We start from the raw sequence: 21,044 nt of genomic DNA, 5'->3' as shown, positions 1-21,044 counted from the left end.
ACCACGAAAATATATCGCCCATGCAGATTTGTGATCCAAATAGTCGAGTGCCAACATCTAGATTAGCAAGGCTTTGACATGGGTCGAGGCGCGAACGTAGGAAGTAGAGATGTCTAAGGTATTTTTTACATCTGACACTCATTTTGGCCACGAGCGCATAATTGGACTTGCTCGCAGGCCGTATTCCTCAGTCTCGGAGATGGACGAATCCCTGATTCGTGCTTGGAACGATAGGGTTGGGACAAGCGACACCGTGTATCACTTAGGCGATTTCGCATTTTGTGATCACGGCTCGTACCTCAGCCGCCTTCAAGGAATCAAACACCTGATTCGGGGCAATCACGATCATCGCAACCGCGTCAGGTCTGACGGAGGTTTATGGCAGTCAGTAAGCGACCTAGCGTACTTGAGCGTCGACGGCACGGATCTAGTTTTATGTCACTATGCAATGCGCGTGTGGAAAGGGTCGCATAAGGGCGCGGTGCATCTTTACGGGCATAGCCACGGAAGCCTGCCGGGTGACAGTCAATCATGTGATGTTGGTGTTGATGTTTGGCAGCGACCGGTGGATCTCTCGACTATAGTCAAACACTTAGGCGGACTGCCTATCCGGATCGAGCCCGATCACCATGCTTTCTTGGACGTGTAAGTCCGGGCCTCGCTCGGCCGGGGGGGGGCGTCGCATCTTAAGTTGCATTCGATTATTGATTGGCCCTATCCCCGGATTTGGCGGCCATTGCCCAAGCCATCCCGATTGAGGGGCAGACCATCGGGTCGCCGCCGAGGGTTATGCCGAAAACATAAAATTCGTGCCCGACCGACCAAATTTCTATTTTGCCTTCACGAAAGATGAGCTTCATTAGTTCAGGCCTTTTTGTTCGCTCTGTGCGGGAGAGCGACGCCGATAAGCGGCAACCGGCGCCGTGCCCGGCGATTCATGCGCGCTTGCGTTTCGTGGTGCCGGCTGTCCGGCGAGGCTTGGACGTCTCGTCAGATAAAGAGAAATCAAACTTGCCGTCATTGATCTTCGTCTTCAGCATATCATTGACGCGCGTCTGCCAACCTGGCCCGGTCGCTCGCAGCGCCGTCACCACGTCATCGTCGAGCCGGATCTTCAGGGGGATCTTAGGTTTTTCCAAGCGCGGCCGGCCCGGCTTGTTTTTGAACTGAGCGAGGATCTCCGGCGGCAACTCTTCGGCCGGGCGCGAGGCGGCGAAGTCGTCCTTCGTCCATTCCGGGTTGTCGTCGTGGGTGGCTGGTGGTGTTTTCTTTTTAACGGACATTTCGTTTCATCTCCTTTGCATGGGCGCGGCGCAGGCTGATGGGGCGCACCTTGCCATCGCGGATCGTGAAGGCAAGGAAGTGAGGCTGGCCGTCGATGTGGCCCCAAGCGCGATAGCGCGTTTCGCCGTATTCAAAGCGGTCATCGACGATAAAGCGGGCGATCACCATGTCGGTCGCGCGGGCCAACGAAATGCCGTGGTTGGCGAGGTTGATGGCGTCTTTGGCTTCGTCGTATGGCTTGCTCATGGGAATAACGTACACCCATTAATTAGGGAATGTCAACCATTATTGGGTGTACTAAAAACAAGCGCCGTCCTTACAGCATGAGCGCACAATTCATTTGAGCCCGCTTTTCAAAAGTAGAATGCCGAGTGCTGTGATGTCATCGTTGGCTGTGGCATATATAAATCGGCTGCTGGCGATGTGCGTCATCATCCAGTAAACACCGCGCCCAAAATGGTTGTGAATTGCTATTTTCCAACCGGCGCTATGCAATTTCTCCAACTCATCGTGCTCCTTGCGCGGCTGAAGCACAGGTTGGCTCGTGCCTCTCATCGCCATAGCGAAGAAATCGCCGTCGAGCGCTAGTCCTTCAGCGGCCATAAGAATATCGTCCGCTTCGTATCCTTCAAAGCTTTTTGCCAGCTGAACTATACCATGCAAAGCGGTTAACTGACGAAGTCGTACGGCAAGGCTGACCGGATCGCCGCTGTGGGCTTCAGCCGCGAGTTTCGCGAGATAGCGGCCAGTGTCCATGTCTTCCGTTTCCGGCATATGCGGATTGCTGTTGTGTAGTCTCTGCAGCAAAGATGCCCTTACGGTGACTGGTGTCGCATACTTTTTCGCTTTAATTAGTTCAGCGATACAGTTGAAAATGTAAGCGTGCAGGTTTTCTGAAAAATCGCCGCCGTCGATTTTGCCGGCGGTCATGACAAAGCAGTCATTGTTGATCAGCATCGCGCCCAATAGAGATCGCTCTGCAGATTGATTGACATATCGAGGGTCGCGGGCGGGGATAGGGGAGGTCATCGATCGTCCTTTCCGTGGTTGCGGATCTCTGCGCAAAGCCGGGTTCGTTGGTGGATGTGATGTCGCTCTAAGGAAGGGCTTGGGAGAGACGCTGGTTACGCAGCTCAACGTTCCGCCGCGCACGGGCGACGACGTCGTCTTTGCGGCGGATCAATTCCAGTTCGTGTTCGAGCCGCTCCAAGATTGGCGCGTAGACCGCGCCATCTTCGACGATGCAGAACGACACGGTATCGATGGCTTTGAGCAGCCATTCCTCCGTGAATTCGCTATGCACCGCGCGCGTCATCTGGCGCCCTTTAGCCACGAGAGGCCGTTCGCTTCCAAGACGATCAAGGCGGCGTGGCCACCTACGTAAAGAGCGCTGGCGGACCCGAGGCTCTTGCCGATCTCAGCAAGGAATGCCCGCTCGGACAGGTGGCTTATCACCGTCCGCCCTCAATCACGCGAAGAGGGTAACGCGCTGCAAGGTTAGCCGCGCTGATGTTGACGCACTCGTTGTCGAGCACCGCGTCGGCGTAGGCGAGATGAAAGTGCACGCGCAAGGCCCGGCGGCGCAGAAGCTGCTCGGGCAGGGTGGCGGCTGGAATGCCCTCCAATAACTCCATGATCATGGCGGCGCCGTTTGACATGTCAGTCAGGTGGCGGGCGCAGTCGCGAGCGAGTGCCCGCAGCCGTTCTCCGTTTAGGTCATTCGTCAGGTGCAGACTATCCATCGGTCGCTCGCGCAGAGCTCGAGCGATTGAATCTAGCTGCTCATCCAATAACTCATCTGACGTGTAGTCAGCCATGAAACACCCCGGCTTGAGTTGCCGGGAGTAAATGTTTCACATGAAACACTAAAAGACAATTGGTCTGTTTGATTAAAGCTACAAAAAGTCGTTCACATCAAACAAGCTAGCCGTGCCGCCAGCTTATCCGCCCTAGAATGAGGCCTCTAACGATAACGTACCGATCGTCCACGGGGAGAGGATCTCGAAACTCCGGAGCAGTGTTTGCGGCGACCAGATATGGCTTCTGATAAAGTCGAAAGAGGGGACGCCTGGTACCGTCCTGGGCGTCTACGACCGTGGCCAGCACTGCTTCACCCGCATTAACGGCCTCATGGGTGTCGATTAAAAGGATGTCGCCCGGATGGTATCCAGCGTCGGCCAATGCGCGGCTTCGCAACTCCCACACCTCGACGCCTCGACGTGAACCAATGAGCCCTTTGATTGCTGCCTGAAGCCCACCGGAAAGCTGTGACACATCCAGCTCAGATCCCTCAATGTCACCGGCCGGCAATAATCCTCCGTCCTCAACACCTCGGGGAGCCTTTGCCCCGAAATATCGCTCAAGTTTGGCGATCACTGGGGTGGACGGAGTGAATTTGTAGAACGGGTCGTTCAAAAACTTAGTGATCGTCGTGGTCGCTGTGTCGATTTCTCGCGCCAGACGAGTGGGCTTTATCCCTTTGCGGGCCAATCCTTCCCTAATCCAGACCCTCAAAGCCTCACGGTCCGTGTCAGTAGCATCCGTCAAAGCTTGAACTCCCGTCGTACTAATACGACGGAGAGTATGAACACACGTTTTTTCTACTACACCTAGCATTTGTGCGCTTGACAGAGTTTCCCAAATCAGTCGTTTCCTAGCATTAATGAAACAGACTGTCGAATTGTCAGATATGAAATCGCGCGCCGAGGCCATTCGCTGGACTCTGGCAGACGTGTCTTTGCGATCGGGCATGGCTCGCTCGACGGCGTACCAGGTAGTCGAGCACCAAAATCCCAAGCGCAGCACGCACGAAGCCCTCAGCGACGCGATCCTCGCCGAGGAGATCCGCCTTCGCGATTATCTGTTGGGCTTGCATCCCACGGCCGTAACCCCTGTGCAAAATCAACGGGGCGCCGAATGACGCCGCGTAAGGCAGTTCGTGCGGTCGAGGCTGTTCTGCTCGATGGCGATGGTGATCCCGTTGCACGTGTACGGATGGTGTTGAGCAGTGCGTTGCCGCCGCGCGTCGTGATGTTCGCGGGCAGGCCGTATCTGCTTCTCGGCAAGGTCCAAGCCGAGGTACCGACCTATCAGTATTCGCGGCCCTACCTCGCCGACGGCAGCATGGTCACCGAGATATCCGAGGCGCAGCCATGATAGCGGCTACGCTCGCGCTGCCGGCCGTGCCCGTCACGTTGGCCTCTGTCAGCCAGATTGACTTGTCGCGTACGCCCTGGCGGCGCATCGAACTCAGCGAACGCGACGGCATTTGGTGCCTCGTAGACGCCGAGGATTACGGCTGGCTTGTCGAGAAAAACTGGAATGTGAGCTGGGGCTCGCGCACGCGCTGGCAGCTGTATGCCAAGCGCAATGTGGGTGTCGCGCGGGCGACGGTGCGGATGCATCGCGAGATTATGATCAAGGCGGAGCCCCGCGACGATGACATCGTGGCGGGGCTGCATGTCGATCACGTCAACGGCTGCACCCTCGATAATCGCCGCAAAAACCTCCGCTGGGCAACGCCGGCCGAAAACCGCGCGAACACGCGAGCTGCCGGTGAGCGGGTATCGATTGAGTTCATCCTTTATCGGCTGCTGCACCAGCACCAGACGCAAATCCAGTCTTTGCAGGAGATGCCGTTTTGAGCGAGGTCCTCAAATACGACGAAGCGTGCCGCATGCTCGCCGAGGCCGCGGCCGTCGATGAAGTGCTCGATATGCGCAGCAAAGCCGATGCGCTACGAATTTATGCGCGGCAAGCCAAAAACCGCGACATGGAAATCAACGCTGCGCAAATCCGTGTTCGGGCCGAGCGGCGGCTGGGCGAAATGCTCATCCAGCAGCGAGAATCCGTAGGCCTCGCGACCGGCGCGGCGGGCATCGGCAAAGCCGCGAGTGCTGTTCCTGAAGAGTACAGCACTCAACCGATGACCCTGGCGGAGGCCGGTATCGATCGCAAGCTGTCCTCGCGGGCGCAGCGCATTGCTGAGATCGGTCCGGTGCGCTTTGAGGCGCTGATGGCCATGATGCGCGAGCAGGCCGGCGAGGGGCGCGTCATCGTCGATGTGCTCAAGATCGACGCCGAGAACGAGCAACGCCGGAAGCGTCGGGATCTCGCGGCTGCCATGTCGCATGCGACGGCGCTATCGCCGACCGGCCAGAAGGTCCCATGCATCTATGCGGATCCGCCGTGGCACCGCGACCAGGGCGTTACCAACCGTTCATATGAAAATCACTATCCGACAATGTCGTGGGACGAGATCTGCGCCATGCCGGTCGCTGAGCGATTGCTCCCGGATGCATGGCTGTTCCTCTGGATCCCGCGGGCACACATGCTCGCGCTGCATGTAATCGAGACCGAGGTGACCGACGTCCGCACCGGCGAGATCATCATGGCCGCGGTGGATATGCCGCTGGCATGGGCCGTCGCGAAGTCGTGGGGTTTCGACGCCTATTCCACGGCCTTCATCTGGACCAAGACCGACGAGGAGCATCCGCTGGATCAGGGTGGCGGCGTGCTGGTCTTTGATCAGGACGAGGTTCTCCTGATGTTCAAGCGCGGGCGTGGGCTGCCCAAGCCGGCGACCAATGAAAAGTTCAAGTCGAACCATCGCGAGCGCAAGCGCGAACACTCCCGGAAGCCAGATCACTATCGTGAGGTAATCCAGCGCATGACCGGCGGCGTGCCGGTGCTGGAGCTGTTCGCGCGCGTCGATGCCGAACACCCACTCCCGGCGGACTGGATTGCATGGGGTAATCAGGCGCAGGCCGCCGCCGATGCCGGCGTTACAGATTCAGTCATGCCGGAGACGGCCGCTTCGGCTGAAGTCAATGCCGCTCGCGTGATTCTGGAAGAGCTGAATTCCGTTCCGCAGGGCGCGCTGACGTCCGATGAGAAGTCGGCGTTCGATGAGATCGTCCGTCAACCGCTGCAGTCGATCGTCAATTCACATGAAACCGAAAGTGTCGTTGCGCATTCGTTGACGCTGTATCCGCGGCAAAGTGCGCCCGATTCAGCTGCGATCGAGGCGGCTGCTGGTGACTTCCGCGCGGCGTTTGAGCGCGAACTATCGGATGATGAGTTCGTCGAGTGGCAAGCGCTGCATTGCATCGCCAGCGGCGACGCCATTCCAGCCGACATGGCCCGCGGCGTCATCGGCGATGGGCAGGCTGCCGTCCTGAATGAAGACAAACTGGCACTGACCGCCGATGGCTTCACACGTCTGCGCGCGCTGCAGGCGTATGTCGAGCGCTGCGAGCGTCGTCACGGACGAACCCTTGGTTACAACCTCGACCTCAATCCGCCGCGGCAGATCGACCTCGATGAAGTTCTGCAGGGAGCGGCCTGATGCACGGGGGAATCTCCGAAATCCAGTGCCTGCGCGACCGAATTGAAGAGCTGGAAGGGCTGCTCGGCGCCGGCAAAGAGGATCTCGATCGTCTCGCTGTCTTCGGAATGCCTGCGATCTGCAGCGTCATTCTCGGCTTGCTTCTGAAGCGCGTGGTGGTCCGTCGAGAGGCGGCCTATGTGGTGATCTACGGCAATCGGCCGGAAGCCGAACAACCGCAGATCAAGGGGCTCGATGTCTACGTCTGGCGCGTTCGACAACGGCTGCGTCTCCATCAGATCGAGCTCAAAACGCAGTTCCGTGTCGGTTGGTATCTGACGCCCGACGACAAGGCGAAGATTAACGCACTGATCGGCGCTGTGCGCCCATGAGTCAGAAATTCTCCCTGACCGCACAGATCGAGGCCGTCGATCACCAGATCGAGCAGTGCCGGCGCGGCAAGAAAAATTCGGTCGATGCGTACCAGATCACCCGGCTAGAGGCTGCCCGCGCAACGCTGGTGTGGCTCTCCGACAACGAACGTCTCATCAAGCAAAGGCTTGCATCATGACCATCGAGCGTCATCACACCATAGCGCCCGTACATATGCGTCGTGTCATTCTCGAGTCTCCCTATGCAGGAGATATTGACGCGAACCTTGCCTACGCCAGAGCCTGCATCAGAGATTCCCTTGTGCGCGGGGAGGCGCCTATCGCGAGCCACCTGCTTTACACGCAGGCGGGTATTCTTAACGACGACGAGCCGAACGAGCGCGCTCATGGCATCAATGCCGGCCATGCTTGGATATTCGGCGATCTGCACGCGATGGTCGTTTACACCGATCGTGGCATCAGTGGCGGCATGCAGGCCGGTATCAACACAGCCAACCTGCGCGGGTTAACGATCGAATTTCGCACCCTTCACGGAGCTACGGTCTGATGCCGGGCCCATCCTCACGTCACCGATGGGGCGACGGTCAGCAGTTCTGGACTAAAGACGAGATCCCGTATCACTACAAGACCGAGCGGACCTGCATCCGTTGCGATATGGCGCGCGTAACCTGTCATGAGCTGAAGGGTGCATTCGAAGATCATCGCACGGAGTTTTGGCGTGATGGCGATCAGATCGAAAGTCGGGAAGGGCGCGTGCCGCCGTGCGATGCGCGGCTTGAGCTGGCCGAGACAGCACGGGCTGAGACGGTGCCGGCATGACTGATGATGCACTCTATCTGATGCGGGTGCTAGCGGACCGCGAGGATACGCGCACGGCCGGTAAGCTGGCGGATGTGATCTGTCAGCTCGTCCAAGAGGGCGCAGAGAACAAGCTGGGCGCGCTTGTTGAGCGGGACGTCATGGTCCACGGCGTTGCCCGGAAGTCGCTCACGGTGCCGGATGAATGGTTCACGCGCCTTGCCGATGCCGTGGATCGCGGCGCCTTCGAAATCATGTCCGCCAAGGCGATCGCCGAGCGGATCCTGATCCCATTGCCGCCCTTTGGCGACGAATGACCCTGCGTATTGTTGCGTCCCGCGTCCCGGTGAATTTCTGACATCAAGAGATCGACAATGTCCAAATCCGACCGCAAACAGCGGCCGCGACGCATCGCTGCAGACGAGGCCCATTCGTGGGCGCGCAACCTGAAACTCGGCAACATCCACGCCAAGCTCATCCTGAGCATGGTGACGCTATATGTCGACGCGGAGGGCGTTTGCTTCGTCAGCATCCCGTCGCTTGCTGAAGACTGTGAGATGTCGCCAGATACGGTCCGCAAGCGTCTGGCGTGGCTCGAACAGATCGGCGCCATATCGCGCACTGGACAGTGGATTGACGAGAAGGGCAACCGCAACAGCCTCGGAAAAGGCAAGCGTACGACGGACCTGATCCGGCTGCGATACGATGTCGACACTGCCATCATTGAAGCCCGCGCCACAGGCGATTTCGACGATGAAGCTGCAGCTAGAATACCGTCGTTTAGCCCTAGCTGCCAACAAGGGGTAAATGCGGAGCCAGAAACCGTTAGCCCTCGGCCAGGACTCGGCCAGCCCTCGCACTGTAGCGAGGGCCTAATCTCTGAACCTGAACCTGAACTTTCCCCCTTACCCCCTTCCAGGGGGCGAGAGAGCAGCGAAGTTGATCAGGTCGAAAGCGAACCAGAACACTTTGGGCCGGCCTGGGCGTCTTGGCGTGGCCATGAGGTCATGCGGCGGGATCTGGCACTTGCCGAGTTTCGGAAATTGTCGGCGACCGATCAGCGTCTTTGTCGCGCAGCGGTCATGCCGTACCACGCGGCATTGGACAAAAACCATCGAACCAAGCACCGCGAGAATTTTCACCTGTGGGTCCGGCGCCGAGGTTTCGATGAATTCCCGACTGCTAAGATCGTCGAGCCGCAGGCGCCACCGGTGCGACGATGGCTCTGCGGTGCCGAGCTGAAAGGCATGGAAGTAGCCGGCGTGATGGCAGATCGCCGGGTCAGATCGTCGATCGACCCGGAGCGCGGCGCGGGTTTCTGGACGCAGATGGCTCATCGAGACGATCTCGTCGCACTGGCTGTGTTTCACGGGCAGCAGCCGACCGATTGGATCGAGGTCGAACAGGGATCAGCGCAATTCGCTGCATGGCGTGACAGGCTGCAGCAGTTGCTCGGCGGCGATGAGGTCAAGGGCCAGCGCGTCTTCACCGAGCCCTATAACGCTGCGGTGCATGGCCTGCCCGTGATCCATCCCAATTTCGCATTCCGCAAGTGGAAACAGGTTTTGCACGTGCCGGCGCCTTGGCCGCCGCGGCGTGACGGCACATGGGCCGCAGACGAGGGGACACAGAATGATGGCGAGTGACTACAAGATCGGCGACCATGTCGGCATCGTTGACCTTTTGGCCCGGAACGCTGTTGTCGAAAAGCCGGCGCCTAAGCATTGGTACGTGCTCGAAGTAAGGCCCGGAAGGGATGCGATGGTGATGCGAACGTTCCGACGGAACAAGATCGATGCTTATTCCCCGCAGATCCGGCGAACCGAGATCGTGCATGGACGCAAGCGTGAGGTCGTTGTTCCGCTATTTCCTGGGCTCATCATGTTGCCTGACTACGAGTCCCTGCTAAATCCGCGCCTGTTCGATGGTGTGATCGGATTCGTCACGTTCGGCGATTTCTTCATGAGGCTGCGGCCTGATGGTCCCGATGGAATGGAGCAGATCCGTCGCATCGAGGCGATCTGCAACGTGCCTCTGAGTAAGCGCAAGCGCATGTTCAATACGGGGCAGCTTGTCCGTGTTGTGGATGGCCCGTTCGCCGCATTCAGCGGCCAAATCGAAAGACTAGACTCCAAGGGCCGACTCAGTGTCCTTGTGAACATCTTCGGGCGCCTGTCCCCTGTCGTACTAGACGAGGGGCAGATCGAGCCGGACGATACGCCGACCGGCGCATCGCACGCACTCAGGGTTGCTAGACACAAGCAACGGCGCATCCCTCGGCCTTCATAGGTCTTAGGGTGTTCGGAACGATTCCAGTTAAGCCCGGCCTTCGTGCCGGGCTTTTGCTTTTCCAGCATGGGTGACAGGCCGCATTGGTCTCGCAACCTGGAGCGTCGCCATGTAATCATCGCTTGGAAGGTGAACCATCTCACGCCGTCGGCAGCAATGCCGGCGGCGTTTCCGTTGGCAGAGGGTGTGCGTAGCGCTTGCGTGCTATCGCTGCCCTCCTTGGGCGTTTCCTCCCTAGCTTGGGCCGCTGTCGGATTCCGGGAGCGGCCCTTTTGGGCTGCAGCATGATCGAGATTAAGATCGAGGCGCGAGACCGCATCATCTGGCGCTTCGGCAATCAGCTTGCAGCGCTCGGCGATGGCATGGCACGCACGGTGATGATGCGTGCTCTCAATCATGAGAGCGACAAAGGGCGGACGCAGGTCAAGCGTGCGTTGGTTCGGCAGACCGGCATCAAGTACAGCCAGATCAACAAGGCGGTTGAAACGATCCGAGCGACGCCGGCTTCGCTGGAATACGTTCTGAAGGCGACGGGAGATGAGACCAACCTCAACCTGTTCAACGCGAGGCAGGGCAAGCGCGGTGTCAGCGCCGCACCTTGGGGCAAGCGACAGGTTTTCAAGCACTCGTTCATGGTCCCGGCCTACGGCAATCGCGTCTATGTCCGGACCAGCGATGAGCGTGGTCCGCTTAAGCCGCTTTTCGGTCCTAACATCGCGCGCGAACTGGTGAAGGATGAGACCGCAGCTGCCTTCCGTAAGGGTACTGCGGGCATCGCCGACCGTGTCGCGCACGAAATAGCCCGCGTGCTGGTTTAGCGGCACGCTCGATAGGTGGCTTCAGCGCCACACCGCATCATAAGCACGCCCACCGGGGGCTCGGAACGGTGATGCCCGGGGGCAACACTGGCCCCCCGGTTTAGGGACCGTAAGCCGGTTTTTTCGCCTTACACGGGGTCGCCGCCCCTGGAATTTCGCCAGTAGATCGCTCTGAAAGCGGTACACGCGAACGCGTGTTTCACACGTGACAATGCACGGATTAGCACGCGATGGACGAGGGTGAGTGGTTATCGATCACGGTTGCAGCGGAACGGTTGACCGCTGCCGGCGATGCCGTGGATCGCTCGACCCTCTCGCGCTATGTGAAGCAACATTCGGAAGCGCTGCTTCAGCGGCGCGAGGGCAAATCGAACCTGGTCGAGTTCTCGGCACTGGCGGCGCATCGAACGGAGAACGTTCGGCTGCGGAAGCCTGTTCCGTCGTTCTCGCCAGCGGCTTCTCCGGCCAGCCCGTCTGCCCAGCAGGCGATGCGGTTTCCCGGTTCGCAGTCAGACGGCACCGCCCGCAAGGCGCAGGCCGATGCTGCGATCCGCGAGCTGGATCTCGCGGAGCGTCTCGGCAAGCTGACGCTGGTGTCCGAGGTTGATAAGAGCGGGCGCAATGCCATAGCGCTGATGCAGAGCGCGTTCGAACGGGCAATCGAGGGCGAGGCATCAGCCGCCTCGGTCAAGTATGGTTGGGACGAGCGGATCGCCCGTATCGTCCTGAAGGCCTTCGCCCGTAAGGGCGTCGAGGTCTTCCATACCGAGATGCTGAAATATCTCGACGCGCTCAATCGCGGCGAGATGGCTGCCGAGCAAGATGACGATAGGTCGCCGATCGAGGCGGCGTCGCTTCAGTGAGCTTTCACGACCCGCGGCTGCGGTTTCCTGATCTGCCGCTTGGCGCCAAGGTTCTCTTTGGCGGCCTGGCCGCTGCATCGCGGCCGACCGAAGAGCTGACCATCAGCGAATGGGCTGATCGTAATCGTGAAGTGTCCGCGGAATCGGGCTCGCCTTGGCCGGGTAAGTTTCGCACCGACCGCGTGCCGTATCTGCGCGAGCCACAGGATTGCTTGCATCCTGATCATCCGGCGCGCCGGGTGACGGCGCGATGGGCGGCGCAGCTCGGCAAGTCGACCGCGATTGAGAATTGGTTTGGCTTTATCGTCGATCGCGCGCCGGGAACGATGCTGATCGTGTTGCCGACGTTGGAAGAGGCGACCAAGTTCAATCGCGTCAAGCTCGATCCGACCATCGAGGCGTCAGTAAAGTGGCGTCACAAGGTTGCTCCGATGAGCAGTCGCGATGAGAAAGCGTCGACGACGGCCTTCAAGCGATATGCCGGCGGCTGGTGTCAGATCGTCAATGCAGGTTCTTCTAAGGGCCTGCAGATGGTCTCGATCAAGTACCTGGCGATGGACGAGGTCACCGGCTATCCCCGCGACGTCGATGGGCGCGGAAGCCCTCGTGACCAGGCGCGCGCCCGGCAGAAGTTCTACGGCGATCTGGCCAAGGAATGGCAGGGCTCGACCCCTGGCGTGGCAGGCGAGTGCCCGATCACCGACGATTTCGAGGCCGGGGATCAGCGTTATCTCTATCTGCCATGCCCGCATTGTCGTGCCTACCAGCCGCTTTTGTTTGAGCAGATGCGAGCGGCAGACGATGAGCAGAATCTCCCGGCGCATATGCGCTGCATGGCTTGCGACGGCGTCATTCTCGATGGCCATAAGCGAGAGATACTGATCGAGGGCGTCTGGATCGCTCGCCGCGTTAACGATGGCGACGAAGCGGTCCCGCTGATCATCAAGCCGGCCGACCTCGAACGTTGGCGTTGTCCGCCATGTGAGGGGCGCTGCAGCGCTTGGCAGCCGAGCTATCATCTCTGGGCGGCTTACGCGCCGCGCGAGCGCTTCGCCGATATCATGAAGCGCTGGGCCGACGCGCAGGGCGATACGACGAAGCTGCGGGTGTTCTTCCAGCAGGATCTCGCGGAGCCTTACGACCCCGGCGGCGTTGCGATCGAGCACGAGAAGGTCACTGAGGCGGCACGGAAGCATCCGTATCCGCGCGGCGTCGTGCCGGCGGAGGCGGGACTACTGGTCTCGGCGGCAGACGTCCAGGGGTATGGGATCAAGTGGGCCTGCTATGCGATCGGACCGCGCGGTCAGCGCTGGTTGATCGACCGCGAGACCTTCGCAGGTGCGCCCGATCAAGTTGACGATGCGTGGGTTGCGCTCGCCGACGCGCTCGGACGGACCTATGAGGCGGCGGGCGGCGGGCAAAAGGCGATCGACCTTAGCGGCGTCGACTCCGGTTTCGCAACGGAGCGCGTCTACAAGTTCTGTTCCGGCCGGCCTAATGTCTATGCATTGGACGGACAGCATAAGGCCGGTCTGCCTTGGCTGGGCACGCCGAAAAAAAGGACATCAAGGATCGGCACAAACGCATCGTCGCGAAAGTGCTGCTCTATCCGGTCGGCTTGTACGACGTGAAGACCGAAGTCGTTGCGGGGGTCGCCAATCTCGTAGCTGGCCCTGATGCCCGGGGTTATTGGCCGCGCAACACGCTGCATCTGACGCCGCATCTTTGCGACGAAGAGTTCGCGAAGGAAATCACGGCGGAGCGCCTCGTCGATCCCGATGAGGAAGCGCGGGCGTCGATCAACCGGCGCGCCCGGCGGATGATCAGGCCGAGCGCGGCGCGCGAGTGGAAGAAGATACTCGGACGGCCGAACGACTGGTTCGACGTGACCGTCTACGTCACCGCGCTGGGCTGGCACCTCGAACACAAGCGTCGCCTCAATGAGGCGAAATGGGCCGAGCTGCTGATCGCAACTCATGGGCAGCCATCGGCGCCTGATCTCTTCGAAGCGGCGGCCTCGCCATTCGAACCTAAGTCCTCCGAAACGCCGGCCGAGCGCAGTCAGCGCGCGACCGATCGGCGCGACAAATGGAAGAAGCGAAAGTGACAAAACGGCGTCAAGCAACTCCGGCAACGAAGGCCCGTCCCGCGAAAGCGGGAACGAAGAGCCGCGCCGTGTCGGCGCGCGTCTCACAGCCAGCCGCAGTTACGCAGATGCCGAAGGCGCGCGCAGGCTACCTGCGCGACAACAAGTCCAGGGTGCTGACAATGCGGTCGTCGGCGACGCGTGAGCATCGCGACGAAGTCCGTGTTGCGTGGAAGCGAGCAGCTGGGCTTGCAATGGAATTGATCCAGAATTCCGGCATGCTGCGCGGCGCGGCCGACCAGGTGATCGCGGATACGGTCGGCGTCGAGCTGGTACTGAATCCGCAACCCGATCTAAGCGATCTTGGTTATAGCCCGGAGGAAGCATCCAGCCTCGTGCGGACGATCAAGCAGCGCTGGAAGCGATATGCCTGGTCGCCGCGCGAATGCGATCAGCGCGGCAAGTTCACTGTTCCCCAGATGATCGACATCGCGCTGCGCTGGGACATGGTCTACGGCGAGTCGCTTGGTGTCGTTAGCTTCATGGCGCCGAGCGAGCGAAAGCGCTACGGCATCACGACCGGCACCAAAATGTGCATGGTCACTCCCAGCCGATTGGTGCAGGACACCAACGAGATCGAGGGCCTCTATCAGGGCGTCGTTCATGACCCGAACGGGCGGCCTATCGCGTATCGCATTGAAGAGCGGAACGCCGGCATCGTCACCAAGCGGGAATATCGCGGCTATGACGCCGAGGGCCGCCAGCTCGTCGCGCATGCATTCGATCCGCTGGACGCTGGCGACGTGCGCGGTATCAGCCGAATGGCATCGGCGTTCCGACAGCACATCCAGCGTGAGATTTTGGTCGATACCACGATCCAGACTGCGATCCTGCAGACCGTGTTTGCAGCGGTGCTCACGAGCAAAACTCCCTCGAAGGAAGCTTTCGAGGCAATCGAGGCTATGGGCGACGACGTTGGAGGAAACGGCAAGCCGACTTATTCGGACGAATTCCGTGACTACTTCATGTCGCGGCTCGATAAGGCGGCCGAGAGTGAGATCGCTATCAGCGACGCGCCGCAGGTGTCGCACCTTGCGCCCGACGAAGAGCTGAAGCTGCTGACGACGCAGACGCCGGGTCCACAATTCCTGCCCGTCAACCGTGAGCTGGCGCGCGATATGGCGCGGGCGATCGGCATCACGTTCGGCGGTTTGACGATGAATCATGAGAACGCCACGTATTCATCGACGCGGATGGAAAATTCCTCGATCTGGCCCGTCGTCATGCGTCGTCGCGACCGTATTGCGGCGCCGACGGTGCAGCCGCTCTATGAGAGCTGGCTCGACGAAGAGATCGGTGAAGAGCGCATCGCCTTCAAGGGAGGCTACGCCCTCTTTCTCGCGCATCGCGATCGCGTCGCGTGGGCTCTGTGGCAAGGACCGGCGAAGCCGAGCGCCGACGATCTCAAGAGCGCGAAAGGCGCGAGCGAGCGGCTATACAATGGCACGACGACGCTTGCGGATGAGTGCGCGGAATTGGGCAAGGATCCCGACGAAGTGTTTGAGCAACGCTTGCGCGAGCACAAGCGCTATACGGACGCCGGCTTGCCGTCGCCGTTTGAACGCAACCCGAACTCGAAGGCCGATGACAGCGCGGATGAGCCGGCAGCATCGCAGTCTCAGCGCCAGCGTGAGGACGCGTGATGGTAGCGATGGTCGAGATCGATGGTGCACAAGTGGACATGGATGATCCTTGCGCGGTTGTATCGGCACTGCGCGCCGCGGAATTGAAGTTAGCGACCGGCGGCGGCGTAGTCATGACGCGCTTCGGTCGCGACAATGAAATCCGTTGGGATCGTGGCAGCCTTACAGGCCTGTCCGAGCTTATCTCGAAGTATGAACGCATGTGCGAGCGCAAGAGTGGCATCCGGTCCCGGTTCGCCAAACGTATGCGCTTCGTACGCTGAAGGGGACGATTGATGTCGCTCGCTCACGAACGCCTTTGCGGTATGCTGTTCGATACGCCGCTGCTTTATCACCCCAGCAAAGCCGAAACGGTTGCTCGCATGCTGGGGCCGCGCCTGGTCGGGCATGCCGTCACGATCGTGAACGGTGAAGGCACGACCGATCATGTCGCGTTTGCACATGGCCGGCCGTCTGCCGGCGTGATCGGCGATCGCATGGGGCGTTCTTACGACCGCGCGAACGTCGCGCCTTTTGACATGATCGAGGGTGTCGCGATCATTCCGATCGAGGGCACGCTTGTGCAGAAGGGCGCCTGGCTCGGCAGCGAGTCTGGCGAGACATCGTATCAGGGTCTGATGACCCAGATCGCGCGAGCGCATCGCAGTGCTGAGGTCAAGGCTGTCGTTTTCGAGATCGACTCGTTCGGCGGCATGGTCAACGGTGTGTTCGAGACAGCCGCGGCGATGCGGGCGCTTTCGAAGGCGAAGCCGACGATCTCGATCCTGACGGACTTCGCATATTCCGCCGCGTATCTGTTGGGCAGCCAGGCGCGCCAGATCGTGATGCCCGAATTCGGCGGCGGAGCGAATATCGGCGCGCTCACGATGCATGCTGACTTCAGCGGCAACCTCGAACAAGACGGCATCAAGGTCACCTTGATCAAGTCGGGTGCCCACAAGACCGATGGCAATCCCTATGAGGCATTGCCGGACGAAGTCCGCCAGAAAGCCCAGGCGCGCATGGATGTCATCCGTGATCGCTTTGCGGGCGCCGTCGCGCAGGGCCGCGGCAAGCGGCTCACGAAAGCGCAGGCGCTCAAGACCGAGGCCGCCTGTTTTGGCGCAGAGGAAGCGCTTGAGCTCGGCATCATCGATGCGATCGGCGACGGACACGAGGCGTTCGCCGCGTTCATCAAGGAAGTCAACCGGAGAGCCTGATCATGGCGAACACCAGCCTATTGGCTGCCATCCACAACGCTGTTGTGGGTGCGGCCGAACCTGTCCTCGACGAGGACGAAACCGGCGCCGCGGCGCACCTGCCAACCACGAAGGAAAGCACAATGTCGAAAGACAACCCGCCCGCCGGCGGCGCAACCAAGGCCGGCACCGTCACTCAGGCGGATCACGATGCGGCCATCGCGTCTGCGCGCAACGAGGCGATGGCCGAAGGCGCGAAGGCTGCGACCGAGCGTCTCTCTGCTGCACTCGGTGCAGAAGGCGTCAAGGGCGATGCCGGCCGCATGGCCGCTGCGCTCGATCTTGCCGTCAAGTCGCCGGCCATGTCCGGCGCTGACGTCGCGTCGTTCGTGACCGCGAACGTCGCCGCTGCAGCACCCGGCAAGCCCGCCAGCGGCGCTGAAAAGTATGTGGCGGACCGCACGTCCGCCGCCAGTCTCGCGCAGCCGCAGAGCGGCGGCGACAAGACCAAGACCACCACTGCGCTGGCGTCCGCCGTCGCAGCCAGCAACAAGCGTCGATAAGGATCACGCAACATGGATGTTCTTACCGAAGGTCTTGCGCGCACGGCGCATTACATCGTCTCCGAGGATAACCCCAACCGCTGCCGCGAGCAGATCATGATCGCAGCCGGCTCCGGTCTCCTGACGGCCGGCGCCGTCCTGGGGTTCTTGCTGGCCAACCAAGGCGCCGTCACCGTCGGCGCGCCTGCGTTCACCGGTACCGGCAACGGTGTGCTGACGAAAGCCGGCACGCCTTATGGCGCTGGTGTGCAGGAAGGCACCTACCGCATCCAGCTGATCGACGAGGGCGCCAACGCCGGTGACTTCGAGGTTGTGCGCCCGGATGGCGCGATCGACGGCTTCGCGTCGGTCGGCGTCGCCTATGACGGCGAGGTCAAGTTCACCATCGCCGATGGCGCCACGGACTTCGCCTCGCCGGCAGCTTTTACGCTGCCGGTGACGATCGCCGACCCTGTCAGCGTCGGCAAATATGTCCCGTTCGATCCGGACGGGACCAATGGCAGCGAGATCGCCTGCGCCGTCCTTTACGAGGGCTGCGATGCGACCACGCGCGACGTCCGTCGCACCGTCACCGTTCGCGATACCTCGGTCCAGATCGACGTTCTGTCCTGGCCCGATGGCATCACGGATGACCAGAAAACCGCCGCGCTCGCCTCTTTGGCCGCGCGCGGCATCATTGGCCGCTAAGGGGGAGCCGCAGCAATGGCACTCGTAACTGACGTCTTTAATCAAAATAGCTGGGGCGTGATCGAATTCCACGAGGAAGTCGTGGAGAAGGTCGATCACAAGCCGCAGCTTCTCGGTTCTCTGAACCTGTTCGATCCGATCTATTCGCGCTCGCGCACCATCGCGATCGCAAGCAAGGATGGCGCGCTGTCCCTGATCCCGACTTCGGAGATGGGCGCGCCGCCGGAGGAGTTGGTGCCGAAGGGCTCCAAGGTCCGCAAGTTCGACGCTGTGCGCCTGGCCAAGGGCTCGACCATCTATGCGATCGAGATGGCGGGCGTGCTCGCGCTGCCGTTCGATCAGCAGACGAAGGACATCGCGCAGGAAGTGACCGACCGGACCGCCCAGATCGTCGATGATCTGGAACTGACTTGGGAATTCCAGCGCTTCGGCGCCATCCAAGGAAAGGTTCTCGACGCGGACGGCACCACGGTGCTCTACGACTGGTTCGAGGAGTGGGGTATTTCGGAGCCGGCGGAGATCAATTTTCAGCTCGATAACGCCGGCACCGATGTTCGCAAGAAGTGCCGTGACGTGAAGCGCACGATGCAGAAGAAAGCCAAGGGCGTCTGGACCCCCAGCACGCGCGTTGGTGCGCTGGTCGGCGACGAGTTTTTCGACTCGCTCGTGAATCATCCGCAGATCAAGGAAACCAAGCTCGGCACCGAGCGAGCGCCGGTCTTGGAAAATATTGAAGGGTTCTCCTCGATCGAGATCGAGGGCATCACTTTCATCAATTATCAGGGCACCGACGACGGAACCACGATCGCCATCGGCAGCCAGAAGGCACGGTTCTTCCCGATCGGCGCACGCGGCGCGTTCAAGGTTGGCTGGGCACCGGCCAGTGAGTTCAAGCCGTACGTCAACCAGCGCGGCAGGCCCTATGTCGGTCTCGTCCTCGAGGACAAGTCCGGTCGCGACGAGTGGGACCGCATCGAGCTCTACAGCTACCCGCTGTTCGCCTGTACGCGCCCTGAGATGCTGTTGCGCGCCAAGCAGCAGTAGCACGACTGACTTACTGCCTGCCTTGAAGCCCGGCGCCGCGCGCCGGGCTTTTTGCGTCACAGGGTAGGGACTGAAAAGAGAGAGACTGAGATGCAATCTGCATTCGAGCGTGCCGTGGCGAGGGGGTCAAAAGTGCTGGATGCCCGTCATGGCAAGCCGCTGCGCTTCGTCCCAAAGCCGAAGGTGGATAATTTCGGGAAGCCCGTCGGCCTGCCGGATGGTCGTCAGTCCGTCGACTGTGTCGGCGGAATTGTCGAAGGGCGGGCCGGGTTCGAGTTTCTCGCTGGCGATAAGCGAAACAGCGAATTCGCGGCGCAGACCGTGAACCAAGAAAAGAGCGCGTCGATCGAGCGCCGATATTTTCTCGATAGCGCCCCGCAAAGAGGAGATCAGCTGCAGCGTCTTGATGACGATCTGACGCCGATCGAGGCGTTCGAAATCATGGCCGTGGTCAACGATGGGCCGTCGCGCTTCGCGTTCTTGTTGGTGCCGGCGCGATGAGCCTCGCCGAATTGGTTTTTCGAAATCTGACCGTGCTCGCGCTGACCGATCAGACGCTTGCCGGCTCGGAAGTGAGATCTTCGCTGCTCGTTCCATTGAATGAGCTGCAGGAAAAGCCTCAGCCGGTCCCGATGATCGCGGTGTTCACCGACTCGGCCCGTGCCGAGGATGCGCAGATCGAGGGTAATGATCTGTTTGGTGCGCAGGCTGCAGTCACCCTGGCGCTGGAAATCGGATGCGTCGGAAAGGCGCTGACCACGGATGGCCAGAACGTCGAGACCTTCATTCCCGAAACGGATGAGGGCATGGAGATGACCATTGACGTTATTCGGCGCCAGGCCATCGTCACGTTGCAGTCGGGCGCATCTGTGTGGGCGAGTTTGTGGCGGGACTGTCGGGTTAAAACGCGGTCCATTTCCGTGGAGCGCGGCGCCGCGGTCGAAAAAGGTGTTCGCTTCGCTGCGAAGCGGGTTGAGTTGCGCATCGAGCTCGTCTCGGACCCGGTCCCCGGCGCGGCCCTGCCGAAATTCTGGTTGGACTGTCTTGCTGCGCTCGACGCGGATGATCGAACGAAGAATTTGGCGATCATGCTGCGGCGGTTGGCCATCGGCGCGCAGATGCCGGCATGGCGCTCGTGGCAGGCTGAGCTTGGCTTGATCGATGCCGGCATTCGCGCACTCGGCGTGGCTCCGTTCGAGGGCGCCGAAGAGGAAACAGGCGAGGGGACGTTGTCGGTCACAATTTCTGCTGGCGACGATGTGGGCGACGAACTGACCGTGGACGCGGACGGGGCAACCCTGACGATCGGGAATGGCGAGCCTGTCCCCGTTCAAGAGGTCGCCAATGGCTGATATCGAACGCATTCTGAGCGAATTGCTCGACGGTCAAACCGAGCTGGTTATGCGCGTCGCCGAATACGAGCGCCGCATGGACAACATGGTGCGCCACGGCAAGGTCACCGACGTCGACACAAAGAGGCATCTCGCGCGCATTGAGATCGGCGAGAAGGACGGCCAGCCTTTGAAGTCGGCTTGGATACCCTACGGCCAGGCTGCGGGCGAATATAAATCGCACCGGCCGCCGACCAAGGGTCAGCAGATGACGATGTTCGCGCCGAATGGTGAAGTGCGGCAAGCGATGCTTCTGCCGTTCACCTGGTCGGATGACAATAAGTCGCCGTCAGACAAGGAAGACGAGCACGTCGACACCTACGGCGACAAGTTCAAGATCGTTCGCAAGAAGGATCACTTGAGCTTCACCGTCGATAAGTCGTCGATCACATTCGAGCCGGGAAAGATCACGGTGAATGTGGATGGGTCCAAGACGGTCTGGACCAAAGAGAACATCACTAACACCTCGCCAGAGGTGAAGGACGTCGGCATCTCGAAGCTAGGCCTCAAGTCCGAGGACAGCGAAACCAAGAAGACAGTAGTCGAGGGCGACCAGAAGTCGCCACGCGTGCTCATCGACAACGGCGATCTCGAAGCCGAGAGCGACCTCGTTTCGTGACGG

30 protein-coding genes are annotated in these 21,044 nt (G+C 60.6%); 24 read left to right on the top strand and 6 right to left on the bottom strand.

All coding sequences use genetic code 11. The annotated features are described in order from the left end of the window. The first annotated feature begins 109 nt into the window (after window positions 1-109). Window positions 110-649: a metallophosphoesterase family protein gene (locus RSO67_RS02710; protein ID WP_315842255.1), complete on the top strand. Its 540-nt coding sequence runs from the start codon at window positions 110-112 to the stop codon at window positions 647-649. Between the two features lie 286 nt (window positions 650-935). Here the strand turns inward: RSO67_RS02710 and RSO67_RS02705 are convergent, their stop codons facing one another. The 6 genes from RSO67_RS02705 to RSO67_RS02680 form a co-directional block, all read right to left on the bottom strand. Continuing rightward, window positions 936-1,283, bottom strand: coding sequence for a BrnA antitoxin family protein (locus RSO67_RS02705; protein WP_315842254.1), 348 nt, complete (start codon window positions 1,281-1,283; stop codon window positions 936-938). Further along, window positions 1,273-1,545: a BrnT family toxin gene (locus tag RSO67_RS02700; protein ID WP_315842253.1), complete on the bottom strand. Its 273-nt coding sequence runs from the start codon at window positions 1,543-1,545 to the stop codon at window positions 1,273-1,275. The genes RSO67_RS02705 and RSO67_RS02700 overlap by 11 nt, the downstream gene beginning before the upstream one ends. A gap of 75 nt (window positions 1,546-1,620) precedes the next feature. Beyond that, window positions 1,621-2,313: a DnaB-like helicase N-terminal domain-containing protein gene (locus RSO67_RS02695; RefSeq protein ID WP_315842252.1), complete on the bottom strand. Its 693-nt coding sequence runs from the start codon at window positions 2,311-2,313 to the stop codon at window positions 1,621-1,623. A 67-nt stretch (window positions 2,314-2,380) separates the two neighbouring features. Beyond that, a complete protein-coding gene (locus tag RSO67_RS02690; protein WP_315842251.1) occupies window positions 2,381-2,599 on the bottom strand; it encodes a hypothetical protein in 219 nt (72 codons plus the stop codon). A gap of 136 nt (window positions 2,600-2,735) precedes the next feature. After that, on the bottom strand, window positions 2,736-3,101 hold the full coding sequence (locus tag RSO67_RS02685) for a hypothetical protein (protein ID WP_315842250.1): 366 nt from the start codon (window positions 3,099-3,101) through the stop codon (window positions 2,736-2,738). Window positions 3,102-3,207: 106 nt separating this feature from the next. Further along, entirely contained in the window at window positions 3,208-3,831 is a 624-nt protein-coding gene (locus tag RSO67_RS02680; protein ID WP_315842249.1) for a helix-turn-helix transcriptional regulator, read from the bottom strand. A gap of 142 nt (window positions 3,832-3,973) precedes the next feature. On the opposite strand from RSO67_RS02680, the gene RSO67_RS02675 reads away from it, so the two are divergent. The 23 genes from RSO67_RS02675 (at window position 3,974) to RSO67_RS02565 (ending at window position 21,041) form a co-directional block, all read left to right on the top strand. Continuing rightward, a complete protein-coding gene (locus RSO67_RS02675; RefSeq protein WP_315842248.1) occupies window positions 3,974-4,204 on the top strand; it encodes a hypothetical protein in 231 nt (76 codons plus the stop codon). Continuing rightward, window positions 4,201-4,440 (top strand): hypothetical protein, encoded by a 240-nt coding sequence (locus tag RSO67_RS02670; protein ID WP_315842247.1) that lies wholly within the window; start codon window positions 4,201-4,203, stop codon window positions 4,438-4,440. Before RSO67_RS02675 ends, RSO67_RS02670 begins: the two co-directional genes overlap by 4 nt. Next, window positions 4,437-4,928: an HNH endonuclease gene (locus tag RSO67_RS02665; protein ID WP_315842246.1), complete on the top strand. Its 492-nt coding sequence runs from the start codon at window positions 4,437-4,439 to the stop codon at window positions 4,926-4,928. The genes RSO67_RS02670 and RSO67_RS02665 overlap by 4 nt, the downstream gene beginning before the upstream one ends. Next, window positions 4,925-6,631, top strand: coding sequence for an MT-A70 family methyltransferase (locus RSO67_RS02660; protein ID WP_315842245.1), 1,707 nt, complete (start codon window positions 4,925-4,927; stop codon window positions 6,629-6,631). The genes RSO67_RS02665 and RSO67_RS02660 overlap by 4 nt, the downstream gene beginning before the upstream one ends. Next, on the top strand, window positions 6,631-7,002 hold the full coding sequence (locus RSO67_RS02655) for a hypothetical protein (RefSeq protein ID WP_315842244.1): 372 nt from the start codon (window positions 6,631-6,633) through the stop codon (window positions 7,000-7,002). Before RSO67_RS02660 ends, RSO67_RS02655 begins: the two co-directional genes overlap by 1 nt. Then, entirely contained in the window at window positions 6,999-7,181 is a 183-nt protein-coding gene (locus RSO67_RS02650) for a hypothetical protein (RefSeq protein WP_315842243.1), read from the top strand. Before RSO67_RS02655 ends, RSO67_RS02650 begins: the two co-directional genes overlap by 4 nt. Beyond that, window positions 7,178-7,549 carry a hypothetical protein gene (locus RSO67_RS02645; RefSeq protein WP_315842242.1) on the top strand — a complete coding sequence of 124 codons (372 nt, stop codon included), beginning with the start codon at window positions 7,178-7,180 and terminating at the stop codon, window positions 7,547-7,549. Before RSO67_RS02650 ends, RSO67_RS02645 begins: the two co-directional genes overlap by 4 nt. Before the next feature lie 268 nt (window positions 7,550-7,817). Further along, on the top strand, window positions 7,818-8,117 hold the full coding sequence (locus RSO67_RS02640; RefSeq protein WP_315842241.1) for a hypothetical protein: 300 nt from the start codon (window positions 7,818-7,820) through the stop codon (window positions 8,115-8,117). A 57-nt stretch (window positions 8,118-8,174) separates the two neighbouring features. Beyond that, entirely contained in the window at window positions 8,175-9,446 is a 1,272-nt protein-coding gene (locus RSO67_RS02635) for a helix-turn-helix domain-containing protein (protein ID WP_315842240.1), read from the top strand. Beyond that, window positions 9,433-10,089, top strand: a complete 657-nt coding sequence (locus RSO67_RS02630; protein WP_315842239.1) for a transcription termination/antitermination protein NusG — start codon at window positions 9,433-9,435, stop codon at window positions 10,087-10,089. Before RSO67_RS02635 ends, RSO67_RS02630 begins: the two co-directional genes overlap by 14 nt. Window positions 10,090-10,373: 284 nt before the next feature. Next, window positions 10,374-10,907, top strand: coding sequence for a hypothetical protein (locus RSO67_RS02625; RefSeq protein WP_315842238.1), 534 nt, complete (start codon window positions 10,374-10,376; stop codon window positions 10,905-10,907). 230 nt (window positions 10,908-11,137) lie between these two features. Continuing rightward, entirely contained in the window at window positions 11,138-11,770 is a 633-nt protein-coding gene (locus RSO67_RS02620; protein ID WP_315842237.1) for a hypothetical protein, read from the top strand. Further along, on the top strand, window positions 11,767-13,401 hold the full coding sequence (locus tag RSO67_RS02615) for a terminase gpA endonuclease subunit (RefSeq protein ID WP_315842236.1): 1,635 nt from the start codon (window positions 11,767-11,769) through the stop codon (window positions 13,399-13,401). The genes RSO67_RS02620 and RSO67_RS02615 overlap by 4 nt, the downstream gene beginning before the upstream one ends. Beyond that, window positions 13,368-13,877, top strand: coding sequence for a hypothetical protein (locus tag RSO67_RS02610; RefSeq protein WP_315842235.1), 510 nt, complete (start codon window positions 13,368-13,370; stop codon window positions 13,875-13,877). Before RSO67_RS02615 ends, RSO67_RS02610 begins: the two co-directional genes overlap by 34 nt. 68 nt (window positions 13,878-13,945) lie before the next feature. Continuing rightward, entirely contained in the window at window positions 13,946-15,559 is a 1,614-nt protein-coding gene (locus tag RSO67_RS02605; RefSeq protein ID WP_315842234.1) for a phage portal protein, read from the top strand. 8 nt (window positions 15,560-15,567) lie between these two features. Continuing rightward, window positions 15,568-15,822: a hypothetical protein gene (locus RSO67_RS02600; RefSeq protein WP_315842233.1), complete on the top strand. Its 255-nt coding sequence runs from the start codon at window positions 15,568-15,570 to the stop codon at window positions 15,820-15,822. A gap of 12 nt (window positions 15,823-15,834) precedes the next feature. Then, window positions 15,835-16,758 carry a S49 family peptidase gene (locus tag RSO67_RS02595; protein WP_315842232.1) on the top strand — a complete coding sequence of 308 codons (924 nt, stop codon included), beginning with the start codon at window positions 15,835-15,837 and terminating at the stop codon, window positions 16,756-16,758. A gap of 2 nt (window positions 16,759-16,760) precedes the next feature. Continuing rightward, a complete protein-coding gene (locus RSO67_RS02590; RefSeq protein ID WP_315842231.1) occupies window positions 16,761-17,300 on the top strand; it encodes a hypothetical protein in 540 nt (179 codons plus the stop codon). Window positions 17,301-17,312: 12 nt separating this feature from the next. Then, the gene (locus RSO67_RS02585; RefSeq protein WP_315842230.1) at window positions 17,313-17,987 is read left to right on the top strand and encodes a head decoration protein; all 675 of its coding nucleotides are present in this window, start codon (window positions 17,313-17,315) and stop codon (window positions 17,985-17,987) included. 15 nt (window positions 17,988-18,002) lie between these two features. Continuing rightward, window positions 18,003-19,031: a major capsid protein gene (locus RSO67_RS02580; protein ID WP_315842229.1), complete on the top strand. Its 1,029-nt coding sequence runs from the start codon at window positions 18,003-18,005 to the stop codon at window positions 19,029-19,031. A gap of 90 nt (window positions 19,032-19,121) precedes the next feature. Continuing rightward, on the top strand, window positions 19,122-19,532 hold the full coding sequence (locus RSO67_RS02575) for a hypothetical protein (RefSeq protein WP_315842228.1): 411 nt from the start codon (window positions 19,122-19,124) through the stop codon (window positions 19,530-19,532). Continuing rightward, window positions 19,529-20,383 carry a hypothetical protein gene (locus RSO67_RS02570; RefSeq protein ID WP_315842227.1) on the top strand — a complete coding sequence of 285 codons (855 nt, stop codon included), beginning with the start codon at window positions 19,529-19,531 and terminating at the stop codon, window positions 20,381-20,383. Before RSO67_RS02575 ends, RSO67_RS02570 begins: the two co-directional genes overlap by 4 nt. Continuing rightward, window positions 20,376-21,041 (top strand): phage baseplate assembly protein V, encoded by a 666-nt coding sequence (locus RSO67_RS02565; RefSeq protein ID WP_315842226.1) that lies wholly within the window; start codon window positions 20,376-20,378, stop codon window positions 21,039-21,041. Before RSO67_RS02570 ends, RSO67_RS02565 begins: the two co-directional genes overlap by 8 nt. Window positions 21,042-21,044: the final 3 nt, after the last annotated feature.

It is taken from the genome of Tardiphaga sp. 709 (assembly GCF_032401055.1).
GTDB lineage: Bacteria > Pseudomonadota > Alphaproteobacteria > Rhizobiales > Xanthobacteraceae > Tardiphaga.
This window is presented reverse-complemented; position numbering and strand designations above follow the sequence as displayed.